This window comes from Actinophytocola sp. (genome assembly GCF_036555685.1).
GTDB lineage: Bacteria > Actinomycetota > Actinomycetes > Mycobacteriales > Pseudonocardiaceae > Actinophytocola.
The window spans coordinates 16,129-32,818 of sequence record NZ_DATBKY010000067.1; the positions used below are offsets into that span (position 1 = coordinate 16,129).

Sequence of the window (16,690 nt, forward strand, 5' to 3'; positions counted from 1 at the left end):
CCGGGCGCATGCTGTGACCGTGTCCGAACGGCTCGTCGGCCGCGACACGGTCCTCGCCACGGCCCGTGCGGCGCTCGACGACGCGCTCGCCGGGACCACGCAGCTCCTGCTGGTCACCGGGGAGCCGGGAATCGGCAAGAGCGCGGTGCTGGGCCGGGTCGCGGCCGAGGCCGCGGAGCGCGGCTGCACCGTGCTGCGGGCGACGTGCTGGGACGGCGGCGCACCGCCGTACTGGCCGTGGATCCAGGTGCTGCGCGGGGTGCCGGCCGCCGCCCTGGGTCCCGCCGCGGAGATCGTGGCGGGACCCGGCAACGGCGCGACGCCCGGCGCCGACGCGGCGGACTCCCGGTTCCGGCTGTTCGACGCGACCGCGGCCCTGGTCACCCGGCTCAGCGGCGACGCGGGGCTCGTCGTCGTGCTCGACGACCTGCAATGGGCCGACGACGCGTCGCTGCGGCTGCTCGAGTTCCTCGCGCGGCATCTCGGCACCGCCCGGGTACTGCTGCTCGGCGCGTATCGCGAGCTCGGCGCGGGGCTCGCCGGCCTCGCGCAGGTGCTGCCGCTGCGTGGGCTGGACGAGGCCGGCGTCGCGGCGGTGATGACCGCGGTCGCCGGCCCGCGCCCGGACCGCGAGCTGGCGCGGAAGGTGTGGCGGCGCTCGGGTGGCAACCCGCTCTTCGTCCGCGAGCTCACCCGGCTGGTGCAGGCGGGCGCCGGTGACGTGGTGCCGGAGTCGGTCCGGGACATCCTGCTCAGCCGCCTCGCTCGGCTCTCCCAGCCATGCGCGGAGCTGCTCGCGGTCGCGGCGGTGTGCGGCCGGGTCGTGCGGCCCGAGCTGCTGGGGCGGCTGACCGACGCCGGCGCGGACGTCCTTGAGGAAGCCACCACCGCCCGGGTGCTGACCCGGACCGGGGAGGGGCTGCTCTTCAGTCACGACCTCTACCGGGAGACGCTGCTGGAGGAGCTGACCGCGGGCCGGCGGGCGGCGCTGCACGCCGCGGCGGGACACGCGCTCGTGGAACTGCGCGCGGCGGGTGTGCCGGTCCCGGCGAGCGAGGTGGCGGCCCAGTTCCTCGCCGCGGGGCCGCAGTCCGCGGCCGACGCCGCCCGCGCGTGCGCCCTCGCGGGCGCCGAGTCGGCTCGGCGGACGGCACACGCGGACGCGGCCGGGCACTACCGGGACGCGCTCGCCGCGCTCGACCTCGGCGCGGGCGGGCCGGACCTGCCGGAACGGCGGCAGCTGCTGGCGGACCTCGCCACGGCGCTCGACCACGCGGGCCGCACCGACGAGTCACGGGCCACCTACCGCGCGCTCGCCGAGCTGGCCCGGCGGCTCGGCGACCCGGTCGCGCTCGCCGGTGCGGCACTTGGCCTGCACGGCCTGGGCTTCCGCAGCGGCGGGGTGGCCGACGACCACATCCGGCTGCTGACCGAGGCCGCCGACGCGCTGCCGCCCGATGCCCGCGTCCTCCGATCCCGGGTGCGCACCGCGCTTGCCCGGGACCTCTGCCAGCGGCCGGAGCCGGCCACCGAGCGGGCGGTCGCCGTCGTCCGCGAGGCGCGCGCGCTCGCCGAGGAGGCGGACGACGGGGAGACGCTGACCCTCGCGTTGCTCGCCCAGCACGACATCACGTGGCGGCCGGGCAGCGCCACCGATCGGCTGGCGATCATCGCGGACATGACCGCCGCGGCCGACCGCGCGGATGACCCCGACCTCGTCGCGCAGGCCGTGCTGCTGCGCGCGACGGCACTCCTCGAGCTCGGGGACCCGGACGGACGGGCACAGCTACACGCCTACACACGGCTCGCGGACGGGCTCGGCCACGCCCGCGGACGCTGGGGTGCGCGCAGCCGCCGCGCCACGCTCGCGCTCGTCGACGGACGCGTCGACGACGCGATCGCGCACGCCGCCGCCGCGCTCGAGCTCGGTGTCCTCATTGGACAGCCGGACGCGCAGGCGGTGCACGCCACGATGCTGCTGTCACTCGGGCTGGTCCGGCCCATGGCGCCGGCCGGGCCGCTGATCGAGCTGGACCCCGCCGACCCGGTCGCTCCGATGCGGCCGATGCTGCGCGCGGCGGTCCTGCTCGCCGCCGGCGAGCAGGAACTGGCGCGGGCCGAGTTCCGCGGATTCGCGGTCGGCACCGTGCCCCAGCCGACCTATCTGGAGATGCTCGCGCTGGCCGCGGCAACCGCCGCCGCGGTCGGGTCCACCGAGCAGCGCGAGCAGGCGCACGCACGGCTCGCCGCGTTCGCCGGCCAGCACGTGGTGGTCGGCGGCTGCGCGTCGTACTCCGGCGCGGTAGATCACCACCTCGGCATGTTGTGCGCCGCGCTCGGCCGCTCCGCCGACGCGACCGCGCACCTGCGGGCCGCCCTCGCGCAGTACGACCGGCTGGGCGCGCCCGTCTGGGCCGAACACGCCCGCGCCGAGCTGGACCGGCTGTCCGCCGCGCCAGACCGGGTATTCCACCGGGACGGTCCGGTGTGGACGATTGAGTACGAGGGCCGGCAGGTGCTCCTCCCGCACAGCAAGGGGCTGGCCGACCTGGCGGCGCTGCTTGCCGCGCCGCACAGCGAGGTGCACGCGTCCGAGCTACTCGGCCGGCCCGTCGCGGCGACCGGGGCCGACCCGGTGCTCGACGACACCGCGCGGCGCGCCTACCGTGCCCGGATCGCGCAGCTGGACACCGCGATCGCCGAGGCCGCCACCGACGCGGAGGCGAAGCGCCACGAGACCGAGCGCGCCGAGCTGGTCCGGGCGGTCACCGCCGCAGCGGGGCTGGGGCGGCGACCCCGTCGGCTTGGCGACGACGCCGAACGCGCCCGCAAGGCCGTGACCGCACGCATCCACGACGCGGTCGACCGCATCCTCACCGCCCATCCCGAACTCGGCCTGCACCTGCGCGCGACCGTCCACACGGGAACGTACTGTGGCTATCGGCCTGTCGGCGAGGTGCGCTGGCGGGTCGGCTGATCCCGGCCACCGGACTGCTCGCCACCGGAGCGGGTGACCTGGCCACGCCCCGCGCCGCGGAGCCGGGGCATCGACGCCGCCAAGAGCGTGATGCGAGGCCCGGCGTGCGGCAAGATAGTGTGCCATGAAGGAGCGGCTCCTCGCGGATCTTGACGCGCGCATCGCCCGGCACGCCAATGGAGACTCGTCCGGTGTGCTCGAGGCACGCGCGCTCGACCTGGTCGTCGAGCTCACGGCGCTGGGCGAGCCGGACGCCGGAAGCCTCGGACGCGTCGCGGCGCTGCACCTGTGCCGGTACCAGGCGCTGCCGCCCGATGAAGGCGAGATCGACCGGCGGATGGCGCAGGCCCTGTACACCAACCTCCACACGGTCGACCCCCGGCTGGTGCCGCCGGACGTACGGCTGACCTTCGGGCTCATGTCGCCGCGCGACACGGGCCTCGCGCTGTTGGCGGAACACGAGCGGACGGGCCAACTCGAACTCCTGGACCGGGCGATCTCGCTGTTCCGGCAGGAGACACTCGAGCACCGGGCCGACGGCCGGCGCATCCTCGGGCTGGCGCTGCTCCGCCGGTTCGAGCAAACCGCCGAACTATCCGATGTGGACGAGGCCGTGGCCGTACTCCGCGAGACGGTTGCCGCCGCGGGCCCGGGCCAGGCCCAGCGCGACCTCGCGGCGGCGCTGTCTCGCCGGTACGAGCAGACAGGGGATTCGGCCGATCTGGCAGAGGTGACCGAACTCCGCCGCGCGGTGCCCGAAGGTTGACGTTCACTCCTTGTCCCGCGGTCGCAGGCACCATGCTCACCGATCGAGCACGCGACGGTTAGGACAATGCAGCGCGGGTCCGGCGCTGCACGCCGACATCGAGACAGGGACTCCGCCGCCGAGCCGCGCTTGGTCGACGATCGCCGGGAGCGCCGGCTTCCGCGACCGAACGATTCGGTCCGGAGTGGACCGCCGGAACCGGGACCGCGTGCCCGGCCGCCACGTCGTCCGTGTCGAGCAGCGTCTCGTGATCGGTTCACCGACCGAAGATCGCGCGGCTCGGGTGGGGTGCCCTCCCCCACGGCCACCGCGCGCCGGCCGCGATCCGGTGCCGAGTCGATCACCGGAGCGCCGGCCTGGTGAACACGATCGATGCGAACCCATCGGCGTCAGCGCGCGAAGGTCGGGAGATCCATCGAGTTCCGAACCTGCGTCAGGGGGTCGTCGGGCACGCGAATCAGGCCGCGGGTGGGGCGGTCGAGATCGAAAGTGACCAGCAGGGTCAAGGCGACGACAATTGCCGCCACCAGCACGGTCCGTATGCCGCGGCCGAGTGCGGCCAGGTGCACGGCCAGCGCGGCGAGCGCGATGGCCGCGCCGGCGACCTCCAGGACCAGCACCGCGGTCGGCACCCGATTGAGGAGGCCGTACTCGCGAGTGGACTGCGCGTCGAAGGTCTCGTTGAGGCTTTCGACGTAGAGCCGCGGCGCACTCGCCGTCGGGGCGTCGGCGAGGGCCTGGCCGGCCAGCTTCCACAGCCGTCGCTCGACCTCACCGCTGGCGGCGACGGCCTCCTGCTGGGCGGGGCTGCCGGGCACCGTTCGCGACAGCTCGATGCTGATGTCGGCGAAGCGCCGCAACAGTGCGAGGGACTGCGTCCGGGTTGGTTCGGCCAGCGTCTGCGCCCGCAGGTACGTGGTGCCGATCGCGTTGGCCTCATCCACGACGGCTGCCCGCCGGGCCTCGTAGCGACCCACCGCGAGGCTGATGCCGAACGCGAGCACCAGACCCATGAACCCGATCAGCGCCGCTTGGATCACCGCGAACGGCTCCCTGACATCCGCGGACCTCGCACGTGTCGGCCGGCCGACCAGGTGCCCGACGACGGTGGCACCGACGATCACCATCATCAGGAGCAGCGCGATAACCCACGTACTCAGCCCGAAGAACAGCATGCGGACCTCCATGTCAGCCGCCGACGACCAACCCGTTGCCGGTCTTCGAGTCCCCGTACCGGCCGGCAGACACCGAGCCTGCGCAGTCGCATCCATCGACGCCGTCCGACTGTCCTGTGGTCCGTCGTGGTGGCGCATCACCCGGCCCAGACGACCTGCCGGACACAAGGCGTCCCGCCGCCTGCATTGTCTCCCCTTTGCGGGAAATGAACCTGGTGGCATCTCCCCCTGCCCGTGGACAGGTGATATGACTGGCAAGCCTGAATCGGGTGCGGACCCAGTGCGCGTTCGGCAGAGCTTTTCGGAAAGGCGTCTGGCCGCGTTGGACGGACACATTCAGCTGGACGGATCTGGTCCGGGCGAGTGCCTGAATGGCCGGACATGCTGGACCGCAGGGAGGGCCGCCAGTGACGACACCATCCGATCCAATATCGTTGTTGCGATCCAGGAACTACCTCGCGCTGCTGTTGCTCGCCGCTGTCATCGGCATTCCCGTTTCGGCAGTGGCTTACTTTTTCCTCGCGTTGGTCAGCAAATTGCAGGCATGGGTCTTCACGGACCTGCCAAAGGCCGTGGGATTCGAGTCCGAACCTCTGTGGTGGCCGCTTCTGCCGCTGCTGCTGGCGGGCGTACTGGTCAGCCTTGCCATCCGACACCTGCCCGGCCGTGGTGGCCAGTCACCGGCAGACGGGTTCAAGGCGGGCGAAGGGCCGCCCCCGCTGACCGCGCTTCCCGGCATCCTGCTCGCCGCCACCGCGACCCTGGGGCTGGGCGCCGTGCTCGGACCGGAGGGACCGGTGTTCGCCCTCGGCGCGGGGCTCGGCGTTCTCGCGATCCGTCTCCTCAGGCCGGACGCTCCCGCCAGCAGCCAGTCGGTCGTGGGCGCGGCCGGGAGTTTCGCTGCCGCCAGCACGCTGCTCGGTTCGCCCCTCACCGGGGCCTTCCTGCTGATGGAGATCTCCGGGCTGGGCGGCGCCATGTTGGGGCTGGTGCTGGTGCCCGGCTTGCTGGCCGCGGGCATCGGCTCCCTCATCTTCACCGGCCTGGATGCCTGGACCGGTCTCGGCACCTTCTCGCTGACGATTCCCGACCTTCCCCCGGCCGGGAATCCGACTGGCGCCGGATTCCTGTGGGCGGTGGCGATCGGGGTGATGGCTGTGCCGCTAGGCACGGCGATCCGATGGCTCGGGTTGTTGCTCCGGGCTCACGTCGAGCGGCGGCTGCTGCTGGTCACGCCGGTGGTCGCCCTGGCCATCGCCGGGCTCGCGATCGCCTACGCCGCGGCCACCGGAAAGCACTCCTCGGACGTGCTGTTCTCCGGACAGTCCGGACTCGGCCCGCTCATCGCCGATCACGACAGCTATGCCGTCGGAACGCTGCTGCTGCTCATCGCCTGCAAAGGACTCGCCTACGGTGCGTCGCTGAGTGCCTTCCGTGGCGGACCGACCTTCCCGGCCATGTTCCTCGGCGCGGCGGGCGGCATCGCGTTGTCGCACCTGCCAGGGCTGCCGCTCATCGCCGGTGTCGCGATGGGAATCGGCGCCATGACGGTGGTGATACTCCGACTCCCGTTGACCTCCGTCCTGCTCCCCACCCTGCTGCTCGGGACGGATGGTCTGGCCGTCATGCCGCTGGTGATCGTGGCGGTGACGGTCGCGTACGTGGCTTCGGCCAGATTCGCGCCCACCCCAGCCCACGACTCGCGGTCGGAGTCATCCGGAGTGGGCGACGCGCAGCCGCTCGCCACGGGCGATCGTGGCGACGCCCGGCGGCCGTAACGCGGCACGGCAGGTGCGGGACAGCGGAGGTGGAAGCAAAATGACAGCGACAGCCATGAGTCAGGACGCACGGTCGGCGGACGTCCTCGTCATCTTCGGCATCACCGGTGACTTGGCGAAGGTGATGACCTTCCGCTCGCTCTACCGGCTCGAGGCTCGCGGGCTGCTCAACTGTCCCGTCGTCGGGGTGGCAGCCGACGACTGGGGGCTCGACCAGCTCATCGAGCGTGCCCGGTCGTCGATCGAGGCGAGCGGAACGCTGGACAAGTCGGTCTTCGACCGGTTCGCCGCGAAGCTGTCCTACGTCAGCGGCGACTTCACCGACCCGGCCACCTACGAGCGGGTGCGCGACGCCGTCAAGGGCGCCGAGACGCCGGTGTTCTACCTGGAGATTCCGCCGTTCCTGTTCGGCCGGGTCGTCAAGGGACTGTCGGAGGCCGACCTGACCACCGGCTCCCGGCTCGTCATCGAGAAGCCGTTCGGGCACGACCGGAGCTCCGCCCGTGACCTGGCCGACGAGCTGCACCAGTACATCGACGAGTCGCAGCTGTTCCGGATCGACCACTACCTGGGGAAAATGGGCCTCGAGGAGATCCTCCACCTGCGCTTCGCGAACGCCATTCTCGAACCACTCTGGAGCCGCAACTACCTCGAGTGCGTGCAGATCACCATGGCGGAAAGCTTCGGCGTCGAGGACCGCGGCCACTTCTACGACCCGGTCGGCGCGCTGCGCGACGTCGTCGTCAACCACCTGATGCAGGTGGTCGCGGCCGCCGCGATGGAGCCACCGTCGCGGGGCGACCCGGTGACACTCAAGGAGTCGCAGGTCGGTCTGTTCCGGGCAGTGGCGGAGGCTAGCCCGGCGCACTACGTTCGCGGCCAGTACGACGGCTACCTCGACATCGATGGAGTGGCGAGGAACTCGGCCACCGAGACGTACGCCGCGTTGCGACTCGACATCGAGAACTGGCGCTGGGCCGGCGTGCCGTTCTTCATCCGGACCGGGAAGCGGTTGCCGGTGACGCAGACCGAGTTGCGCCTGGTGTTCAAGCGGCCGCCCCGCCTGGGTTTCGGTCTCGTCGGGCACGACGCGGAGCCGAACCAGCTCGTCCTGAAGCTCGACCCGTCCACCGGAGTTCGCATCAAGGTCGACGCGCGTCGGGCCGACGTGGCCCGGATCGCGCCGATCGAGCTCGACATGGAGTTCGCCGACGAAGGCGGTGAAGGCCCCACCCCCTACGAGGTCCTGCTGCACGCCGCGATGACCGGCAAGAGCACGCGGTTCTCCCGCCAGGACAGCGTCGAGGAGACCTGGCGAGTCATGCAACCACTGCTCGACGCGCCACCGCCGGTGCACCCCTACGAGCCCGGCACCTGGGGTCCGGCAGCCGCCAACGGGATCACTGACGGGTTCGGTGGCTGGCGGACGCCCTGGATGCCACGCTGACCGGGGTCACCCGAGCCGCTCCAGGAGGTGATCGCCCACCCGCAGTGCGTTCGCCATCGCGGTCAGTGCCGGGTTGACCGCGCCGATGCTCGGGAAGAAGCTCGTGTCGACGACGTACAGGTTGTCGACCTCGTGCGCCTTGCAGTCGGTGTCGAGAACCGACGTCGCCGGATCGCGTCCGAACCGGACGGTGCCGGCCTGGTGTGCGCAGCCCGCCACCGGGATGTCGTTCTTCATGTAGGCGTCTCGCGGGATCAAATGATGCGGATGCATCCCCAGATGGCTCAAATGCTTCTTGACCCGGTGGTACAGCTGCTCCATCGGCTCGTGGTTGTTCGCCCTGTAGCTGAGCACCACGTTGCCGTCGCGGTCGAGCGTCACGCGGTTGTCGGGGTCGGGGAGGTCCTCGACCGACAGCCAGAAGTCGACCGCGTGCTCGGCCACGTCGCGCAGGGCGAACGTCGGCGCCAGCGCCGACTCGACCGGCTTCTCACCGCGGTACATCGGTGCGGACGACTTGCCCACCATCTGCAGGTTGCCCATCGGGTAGTCGAAGTCGGCGTCGCCGAAGTAATAGTCGTTGAGGCCCAGTGTCTTCTGGAACCGGGTGTCGTTCTTCTCGGTCGAGATCGCGAGGAACGCCCGGCTGTTGTGGAACACGTAGTTGCGCCCGACCTGGTCCGACCCGTTCGCAAGGCCGTTCGGATGCCGGTCGCTGGCACTCGCCAGCAAGATCTTCGCCGAGTTGACCGCGCCCGCCGATACGACGACGATGTCGGCGGCGAACCACTGCTCGTCGCCATCCACGTCGGCGACGACCGATGTCACCGTCCGCCCGGACGTGTCGGTCTCCAGGCGGTGTACTCGCGCGTTGCGGACGAGCGTCACGTTGTCGTGCTCGATGGCCGGCCGCACGGCGATGACGTCCGCGTCGGCCTTCGCGTGGACGAGGCAGGGGAACCCGTCACAGGTGGCACAGCGGATGCACGCGCTGAACTCGGGCCGGCTCTCGTCGAGCAGCACGCCCGACGGCGCGTGGAACGGGTGCAGCCCGACCGCGGTCATGTCGTCGAACAGCCGCTGGATGCGCGGCTCGTGCGAGACCGGCGGGTAGGGGTACGGCGCCGACGCCGGCGGTTCTGTCGGGTCCTCGCCGCGCACGCCGTGCACCTGGTAGAGCTGCTCCGCCTGGGTGTAGTAGGGATCCATCAGGTCGTAGCCGATGGGCCAGGCGGGTGAGACGCCGCCGTGGTGCTTGAGCTCGCCGAAGTCGCGCTCGCGGAGCCGGTACAGGGCGGCGCCGTAGAACTTCGTCGCACCACCCACGAAGTAGTGGACCTGGGGCTGGAACGGTTTTCCCTTGCTGTCGAACCATTTGTCGGCCGACACGTAGCGGTTGTCGACGAAGACGGCCTCGGCGTCCCAGTTCTGCGCCTCGCGTGGCAACCAGTCACCTCGCTCGAGGATCAGCACGCGCTTTGCCGACGGCGCGAGCCGGTGTGCGAGGGTGCCGCCACCGGCTCCGGATCCCACGATGATGACGTCGTAGTGCTCGGCCATGCTGACCTCCTCAGGAGCTTCCGGCTGTCGCCGGGTCCCGCCGGTCGACGGAGATGTGCGGGACGTCGGCTGCCTCGTCCCCCCAGGCGATGCGTTTCGGCGTCGTGGACCATTCGACGGTCGCGGCGTGGTCGCGGTCGAAGTAGTCCCACGCCCATGCCATGAACGCGTCGGCCTTGCTGTGCGCCCCGCTGAGCAGCATCGCGTGCACACCGAGCCATGCGGCGAAGGCGACCGGACCGTCGACCTGGTGTCGGTGCTTGCCGACCTCGGCGACGGCCGCGTTTCGGCCGATCATGGCCATGATGCCTTTGTCCTTGTAGTGGAACGGTTTCGCCGGCTGCCCGTTGCGCACGCGCAGGATGTTGCCGGCCGCCCAGTGGCCGGACTGCTGTGCCACCGAGCCCAGCTGCGGCAGGGCGGCGCCGTGCGCCGCCGGGATATTGGCGGCGTCGCCGATCGCGTACACGTGTGGGTTTCCCTCGACGGTCAGGTCGGGCAGGACGTCCACCCGGCCGCCGTGACCGGTCTTGAGCCCCGCGGCGGCCTGCACCACCGGCGCCGCCGACTCGCCACCCCCCCAGATGACGGTGCGGGTGGGGATGACGGTTCCGTCGTCGAGCTCGACCCGGTCGGCGTACACGGCGGCGACGCCGGTGCCGAGGCGGGGTTCGGCACCCTGCTTGGCGAGCCGCTTGTGCGCGTACCGGTGCGACTTGGCGGAGAACGCGCCGAGCAGGTTGTTCCCGCGGTCGATCAGGACGACCCGGCCGGCCCGCGGTATCCGGCCCATGGCGGCGAGCGCGGCCATCAGCTCGGTGAGGGCCCCGGAGATCTCGACCCCGGTCGGGCCGCCACCGACGACCACGACGTCGAGCGCGTCCTCGGCCAGCTCTCCTTCCGCGACCCCGTGCACCAGGTCCTGCACGTGGAGCCGGAGCCGCTCGGCGTCCGACACCGAGTACAGGGGGTACGCGTGCTCGGCGGCACCGGGCACGCCGAAGTACTCGGGTTGCGCGCCCGCCGCGATCACCAGGTGGGACCCGGCGACCGTCTCACCGCCGGCCAGCGTCAGGCGGAGGTTCGCGACGTCGGCCTCCGCGACGTGCACGGTGCGGACCTCGACCGTCGGGTGGGCGTGGAAGATGACGCGGTGGGGGCGGGCGATGTCCTCCGCGGGCAGCTGCGCGGTGGCGACCTGGTAGAGCAACGGCTGGAACTGGTGGTAGTCGTTGCGGTCGAACAGGGTCACCCCGATGCCCTCGTCGCCGAGCCGGTGCGCGCAGGCGACGCCGGCCAGTCCGCCGCCCAGCACCAGCACGTTCCCGCGGGATCGCCCGGTCACAGCGACAGCTCCGCCCGGAAGTCGGACAGGATGATCCGGCCGGCCGCCTGGATCAGTGCGAGGTGGGAGAACGCCTGGGGGAAGTTGCCCAGGTGCCGCGCGCGGTCGACCTCGAACTCCTCCGCGTACAGGCCGAGCGGGGACGCGATCCGCAGCAGGCGTTCCATCATGTTGGTCGCCCGGTCCATCTCGCCGACCACCGCGAGCGCGGAGACCAGCCAGTACGAGCAGATCAGGAACGTGCCCTCCTTGCCCGACAGGCCGTCGTCGGTCTCGTCGGTGCGGTACCGGAGGACGAACCCGTTCTCGGTCAGCTCGCTGTCGATCGCGTCCACGGTGTTGCGCATCCGCTCGTCGGTGCCGGGCAGGAAGCCGAACAGGGCGGCGAGCAGGGTCGACGCGTCCAGCGCGTCCGTGTCGTAGTGCTGGCGGAGCACGCCGCGGTCGCTCACGCCGTGCTCGAGGATGTCGGCGCGAATCTCCTCGGCGGTCGAGCGCCACTGGTCGGCCAGCGCGCCGTCGTCGCGGATCCGCGCCAGCTTGGCGGCCCGGTCGAGCGCCACCCAGCCCATGAGCTTCGAGGACACGTAGTGCTGCGGTTTGCCGCGGGCCTCCCAGATGCCCTGGTCGGGCTCGCGCCAGGAAGCGATCGCGCCGGCGGCCTGCGACTGGACGAGGGGCCACAGCCGGCGCGGCAGGTGCTTGCTTCTGGTGGTGTGCAGCAGCACCGAGTCCAGCACCGCGCCGAAGACGTCGTTCTGGCGCTGGTCGAACGCACCGTTGCCGATGCGTACCGGATGAGCACCTTCGTAGCCGCTCAGGTCGTCCCGGGTGGACTCGGTCAGGTCCCGGCGGCCGTCGATGCCGTACATGATCTGCAGGGCACCGTCGATGTTCGGTTCGAGGTCGGCGACGAACTGCATGAACTCGTCGGCCTCCCAGTCGAGGTTCAGGTAGTGCAGCGCCTGGAGGGTGAACGTGGTGTCGCGGATCCAGGTGTAGCGGTAGTCCCAGTTGCGTTCCCCGCCCGGCGTCTCGGGCAGGGACGTCGTCAGCGCCGCGACCGTCGCACCGGTCGGCATGTAGGTCAGGCCCTTGATGGTGAGTGCCGAACGCTCGAGCGGATGACGCAGCGGGTGGTCGGGGACGCGGGCACGCGCCAGCCAGTTGCGCCAGAACTGGATCGTCGCCTTGATCCGGGCGTTCGCGTCCGCCGCGTCGGTCGGCGAGGCGAGGTTCTCGGCCCACGACACCGCGCAGAACGCGTAGTCGCCCTTCGACAGCTCGTGCCGCGCCCGCGCGGAGCCCCCCTCGATGCCGATGAGCATGTCGGTGCTCAGGCGGAAGGTCTGACCGGCTCCCGTCGCGTCGGCGGCATGGTCGTCGTCGCCGACGACGTTCCAGGTGGCCGGCGTGCGCCCGTAGTCGAAGGCGGGCTCGCACACGAGCTCGACCTCCACCTGGCCCTCGAGGCATTCGACCGTGCGCACGAGCATGTGGTCGGCGTCGTCGTCGGCCGGCGGCCTCGTGTGGGGCGTGACCGTGTCGTGGCCGCGCCGCGGACCCATCGTCAGGGCGTCGTGGACCAGCAGCCAGCCGCGCGGCGTGTGCCAGGTCGTGGTCATGACGTTCGTGCCGGGGACGTACGCGCGCGCGGTCGGCACGTTGATCCCGTACGGGCCGAACCGGAACGAGCCGGCGCCGCGGTCGAGCAGGTTGCCGAACGTGCTCGGGGAGTCGAACGCGGGCACGCAGAGCCAGTCGACGGATCCGTCCGGAGCCACCAGGGCACCCGTGTGGCAGTTCGACAGGAACGCGTAGTCGGCGATCGGCGGGAACGGTGAGGTAGTGGCACTCACGGAGGCTCCTTCGCAGTCGTGACGCGCGAGTTCGCGGGCCTGCACCGACCATTGATGGACCGGGGTGCGCGGGAATCACCCGTCGCAGGTGATTGCCTCTCGGCTCAGCCGGTTCCGGACTCGACGGCGCGGTCGCCCACGTCCTCGACGCTCTCCTCGGGCAGGAGCTGTCGCTGGTCGAGCACGTAGAGCAGCACGAAACCGGGCACCACGATCAGCAACGCGAGGCCGACCGCGACCAGTAGCGCGGTCAGGGTGCCGCTCGGTGCGGCGGCAGCGGAGAACGTGAGGCTCTCGGGCAGGATGTACGGCCACTGGGCGACACCCCAGCAGCCGATGCCGCAGGCCACCGCGACGACGGCGAGCGCGCGGGCACCGTGGGACGCGCCGCGGACCAGCAGGACGAGAGTGCCGACCCCGCTCGCGACGCTCACGATGACCAGCGGCAGGGCTCGCGACGTCAGGCCGTCGAAGACGTGCGGCGCCCCGAAGCTCAGGACGACGAAGTCGATCAGGGCGACCGCGGCCGCGACGACGCCGGTCACCACGGCGCGGCGGCGGAAGTAGGCCGCCATGCCCGGTTCGCCGACCTGCCGTGCGTTCCGGACGAGGAACACCGCCGCCAGGTAGGCCGCCAGCACGATCGCCAGCACGCCGGTCGCCAGCGAGGTGGGGTTCAGCCAGCTGTCGACCGGGTCACCCGCCTTGCCGCCGGCCGGGACCTGACCGGACGCGATGCCGCCTGCGATCGCGCCGAAGCAGAAGGGCACGAGTAAAGAGGACAGTGCAAACGCGCCACCGAAGATCCGGCGGAAGCGCACGGTGACCACCGTCTTGCGGAAGGCGAAGCTCGCACCGCGCAACACGATGCCGAGCGCCGCGATCGTCAGCGGGATGAACATCGTCAACGTGATCGACGCGAACGCCGACGGGAAGGCGGACCACGTGACGACGAAGATGAAGATGAGCCAGACGTGGTTCGCCTCCCACACCGGCCCGATCGATCGCTCGATGAGACCGCGGGGCCCTTCGCCGCGCTCGGGCCCGCCGGCGGTCAGGTCCCAGAAGCCGGCGCCGAAGTCGGCTCCGCCGAAGATCGCGTACGTCGCGACCGCGAGCAGCAGCACGACGGCGATGGCGGTGCTCACGGCCTACTCTCCACGACTTCGGCTGGTGGGGCCTCCGCCACCGGTCCGTACGGCGTGTCGAGCTCGGCGAACCCGCCCGCCCGGCGGAAGCGCCTGCTCATCGCCCGGATCACCATGATCGTCGTGATGCCGAGCGCGAGATAGAGAACGATCACGGCGATGAACGTGATCCAGACGCCGGTGTTCCCGGTCGCCGCGTCCTCGACCTTCATCAGGTTGTAGACGATCCACGGCTGGCGGCCGACCTCCGTCACCACCCAGCCCGCCTCCATCGCGACTATCGCGAGCACGCCCGAGCACGCCGCGACCCGCAGGAACCACTTGCCGGTCGGCAGGCGGCGCCGGAACAACCACATCGCGCCGTACCAGACCGAGACCAGGAACAGCAGCGTGCCGAGCCCGACCATGATGTCCCAGCTGAGGTGGACGATGTTCGTCTCCGCGACCGTCGGGCGTTCGTCCGGAGGCACGGTGTCGAATCCCTTGATGACCGTGGCCCTACCGGTGCTCGGATCGGACAGCCACGAAGCCAGGCCCGGGATCGGGACGCCACCCGTGACCGTGCCGTCGTCGTTGAGCTTGCCCAGCAGTCTCTCGGGCACATCCGAGCCGGTCTGCGGCACGAGCTCGATCGTCGCGAACTTGACCGGCTGGTTGTTGAAGACCCAGCGCGCCAGGCTGTCGCCCACGCCCATCTGGATCGGCGTCGCCACCGCGGCGACCGTGAACGCTATGCCGAACCCCAGCTTGTGGTAGCGGTCGACCCGACCGCGCAGCAGGCCGGCCGCATAGACCGACGCGATCATGAACCCGCCGACAAGGTAGGCGGCCACGACCATGTGCGCGGCCTGCAGCGGCATCGCGTCGTTGAAGATGACATCGAGTGGATCGACGTCGACGATCTCGCCCTTCGAGTTCAGTGTGAACCCGGTCGGCGCGTTCATCCAGGCGTTCGCCGCGACCACGGAGATGGACCCGAACACCCCCGCGATGACGATCGGCACACCGGTCCAGAAATGTGGCCACGGTTTGAGTCGTCGCCAGCCGAAGATGTATATGGCGACGAAGATCGCCTCAGTGAAGAAGAAGATCCCCTCGAACGCGAACGGCACGCCGAAGGCGTCGCCCCAAGTCCCCATGAACCGCGGCCAGAGCAGGCCGAACTCGAAGCTCAGCACGGTTCCCGTCACCGCGCCCACCGCGAACGTCACGGCCATGTACTTCGACCAGCGCTGCGCGAGCACCAGGGCGCTACGGTCGTCGTGCCGCACCGCCTTGTAGTTCGCGACCAGGGTCATGAACGCCCACGAAACGCCGAGCGGAACCAGGATGATGTGGCAGGCAAGGGTGAACGCCATCTGCGAACGCGCCCACGGAACCGGGTTCACGGCGGCCAAGGTCGCCAAGCCGGTCACGCTTTCGCCCACCACGACCTGTGCCTCCTGAGCCTTCTCGGGAGTTCGTCCATCAGTAGGCGTTCTCTTTCATCTCGCCACCGTGCACGATCACCGCCCAGATCACGAGCACGTCGAAGACGATCGCGACCACTGCCCACCACGGGTTCGCCGACATGAAGGCGAGGTGGGCGACGGCATTGATCGACGCGAGCACTACGGCGAGGACCCGTGCCCACATCGCGCCGCGCCTCAGGGCGAACCCGGTGACCACGGCCGCCAGCCCGACGATCAGGTGAATCCAGCCCCATTGCGTGATGTCGAAGACGAGCAGGCCCCGCGCCCCCACGGCGTAGTAGGTGTCGTTGAACAGCGCCACGAGCCCGTAGAGCGCGTTGAAGAAACCGAGCAGGATCATCATCAGCGCGGCGAACCAGATCCAGCCCACCCACGCGGTGAACTTCGGCTGGGTCGTGTCGCGCGAGTCACCGACCGCTGTCGACCCGGCACCCGTGGCTTGAGCGTCAGTCATCTCCGCTCCCCTCAAACGGTTTCGGCCCGTCGTCACGGTGTCCGCACGGATCAGCCGGCTCATCCCCCGCCGGTGATGAGATGCCCGCGGCGGTTTCTCTCCGTCGCCGCTCGTGCCGATCCGCCGATGCGCGGGTGGCGCCGGTGGGCCAACTCGCGCCCGGGGTCGTCGTGGAGCCGGGACGGTGGTGCCGCTGTCACGGACGGCGCGCCGAGGCAGCGGCTGTACCGGTCCGTCGGCGGCCCCACGCGCCGCTGGCGGACCGGGCCTCGGTCAGGACTTGCGGCGGTGGGCCGAGGCGTGGTCGAAGGTCGCCGCCTCCACGCCGCGCGCGGGTGCGGTCTGCCGCGCCAGCCTTGGCAGCACGTGGTCGAGGTCGTCGAGGAGCAGGTCGGCGATCTCGCGGCCGGTCCCGTTGCGGACCACCACGCGCATGGCGGCAAGGTCCTGCCGGTCGGCCGGGAACGTGTAGGCCGGCACCTGCCAGCCCCGCTCGCGCAGGCCGGCCGAGACATCGAAGACGTTGAAGTTGGTGACCTCCTCGTTCAGCGTGAACGCGAACACGGGCAGCTCGTCACCGCGGGTCAGCAGGCGGAACGGCCCCATCTCGGCAACCTTCGCGGACGTGTAGGTCGCCACGTCCCGGCATTCCTGCTGCACCTGCCGGTAACCTTCCCAGCCCAGCCGCAGGAAGGTGTAGTACTGCGCG

Annotated in this window: 11 protein-coding genes and 1 pseudogene; 4 read left to right on the forward strand and 8 right to left on the reverse strand. The window is 70.9% G+C overall.

The genetic code is table 11. The features are described 5' to 3' along the window. Positions 1-19 precede the first annotated feature (19 nt). Both VH969_RS07250 and VH969_RS07255 read left to right on the forward strand, forming a co-directional pair. A complete protein-coding gene (locus VH969_RS07250; protein ID WP_331972365.1) occupies positions 20-2,977 on the forward strand; it encodes an ATP-binding protein in 2,958 nt (985 codons plus the stop codon). Positions 2,978-3,101: 124 nt separating this feature from the next. Beyond that, positions 3,102-3,743, forward strand: coding sequence for a hypothetical protein (locus VH969_RS07255; RefSeq protein ID WP_331972368.1), 642 nt, complete (start codon positions 3,102-3,104; stop codon positions 3,741-3,743). 389 nt (positions 3,744-4,132) lie between these two features. Here VH969_RS07255 and VH969_RS07260 read toward each other — a convergent pair whose 3' ends face one another. After that, positions 4,133-4,918: a bestrophin-like domain gene (locus VH969_RS07260; RefSeq protein WP_331972371.1), complete on the reverse strand. Its 786-nt coding sequence runs from the start codon at positions 4,916-4,918 to the stop codon at positions 4,133-4,135. 407 nt (positions 4,919-5,325) lie between these two features. On the opposite strand from VH969_RS07260, the gene VH969_RS07265 reads away from it, so the two are divergent. Next, positions 5,326-6,696 carry a chloride channel protein gene (locus VH969_RS07265; RefSeq protein WP_331972374.1) on the forward strand — a complete coding sequence of 457 codons (1,371 nt, stop codon included), beginning with the start codon at positions 5,326-5,328 and terminating at the stop codon, positions 6,694-6,696. A gap of 55 nt (positions 6,697-6,751) precedes the next feature. Beyond that, a complete protein-coding gene (gene zwf / locus VH969_RS07270; protein WP_331972377.1) occupies positions 6,752-8,143 on the forward strand; it encodes a glucose-6-phosphate dehydrogenase in 1,392 nt (463 codons plus the stop codon). Positions 8,144-8,149: 6 nt separating this feature from the next. On the opposite strand, the gene VH969_RS07275 is transcribed toward zwf, so the two are convergent. From VH969_RS07275 to VH969_RS07305, 7 genes and pseudogenes are all read right to left on the reverse strand, one after another. Then, positions 8,150-9,703: a GMC oxidoreductase gene (locus VH969_RS07275; RefSeq protein ID WP_331972380.1), complete on the reverse strand. Its 1,554-nt coding sequence runs from the start codon at positions 9,701-9,703 to the stop codon at positions 8,150-8,152. 10 nt (positions 9,704-9,713) lie between these two features. Further along, a complete protein-coding gene (locus VH969_RS07280) occupies positions 9,714-11,048 on the reverse strand; it encodes an NAD(P)/FAD-dependent oxidoreductase (RefSeq protein ID WP_331972383.1) in 1,335 nt (444 codons plus the stop codon). Next, positions 11,045-12,907, reverse strand: coding sequence for a glycoside hydrolase family 15 protein (locus VH969_RS07285; protein WP_331972386.1), 1,863 nt, complete (start codon positions 12,905-12,907; stop codon positions 11,045-11,047). Before VH969_RS07285 ends, VH969_RS07280 begins: the two co-directional genes overlap by 4 nt. A gap of 104 nt (positions 12,908-13,011) precedes the next feature. Then, complete coding sequence (locus VH969_RS07290) at positions 13,012-14,055, reverse strand: cytochrome d ubiquinol oxidase subunit II (RefSeq protein WP_331972389.1); 1,044 nt, start codon at positions 14,053-14,055, stop codon at positions 13,012-13,014. Continuing rightward, positions 14,052-15,443 (reverse strand): cytochrome ubiquinol oxidase subunit I, encoded by a 1,392-nt coding sequence (locus tag VH969_RS07295; RefSeq protein WP_331972392.1) that lies wholly within the window; start codon positions 15,441-15,443, stop codon positions 14,052-14,054. The genes VH969_RS07290 and VH969_RS07295 overlap by 4 nt, the downstream gene beginning before the upstream one ends. Before the next feature lie 79 nt (positions 15,444-15,522). Continuing rightward, complete coding sequence (locus tag VH969_RS07300) at positions 15,523-15,981, reverse strand: DUF7144 family membrane protein (protein ID WP_331972395.1); 459 nt, start codon at positions 15,979-15,981, stop codon at positions 15,523-15,525. Positions 15,982-16,254: 273 nt separating this feature from the next. Beyond that, positions 16,255-16,690, reverse strand: a pseudogene (locus tag VH969_RS07305) (glutamate decarboxylase); the annotation flags it as partial.

Coding starts and splice junctions, on each gene's coding strand:
- VH969_RS07300 (WP_331972395.1), bottom strand. CDS start 15,981: ATGACTGACGCTCAAGCCACGGGTGCCGGGTCGACAGCGGTCGGTGAC.
- VH969_RS07260 (WP_331972371.1), bottom strand. CDS start 4,918: ATGCTGTTCTTCGGGCTGAGTACGTGGGTTATCGCGCTGCTCCTGATG.
- VH969_RS07255 (WP_331972368.1), top strand. CDS start 3,102: ATGAAGGAGCGGCTCCTCGCGGATCTTGACGCGCGCATCGCCCGGCAC.
- VH969_RS07275 (WP_331972380.1), bottom strand. CDS start 9,703: ATGGCCGAGCACTACGACGTCATCATCGTGGGATCCGGAGCCGGTGGC.
- zwf (WP_331972377.1), top strand. CDS start 6,752: ATGAGTCAGGACGCACGGTCGGCGGACGTCCTCGTCATCTTCGGCATC.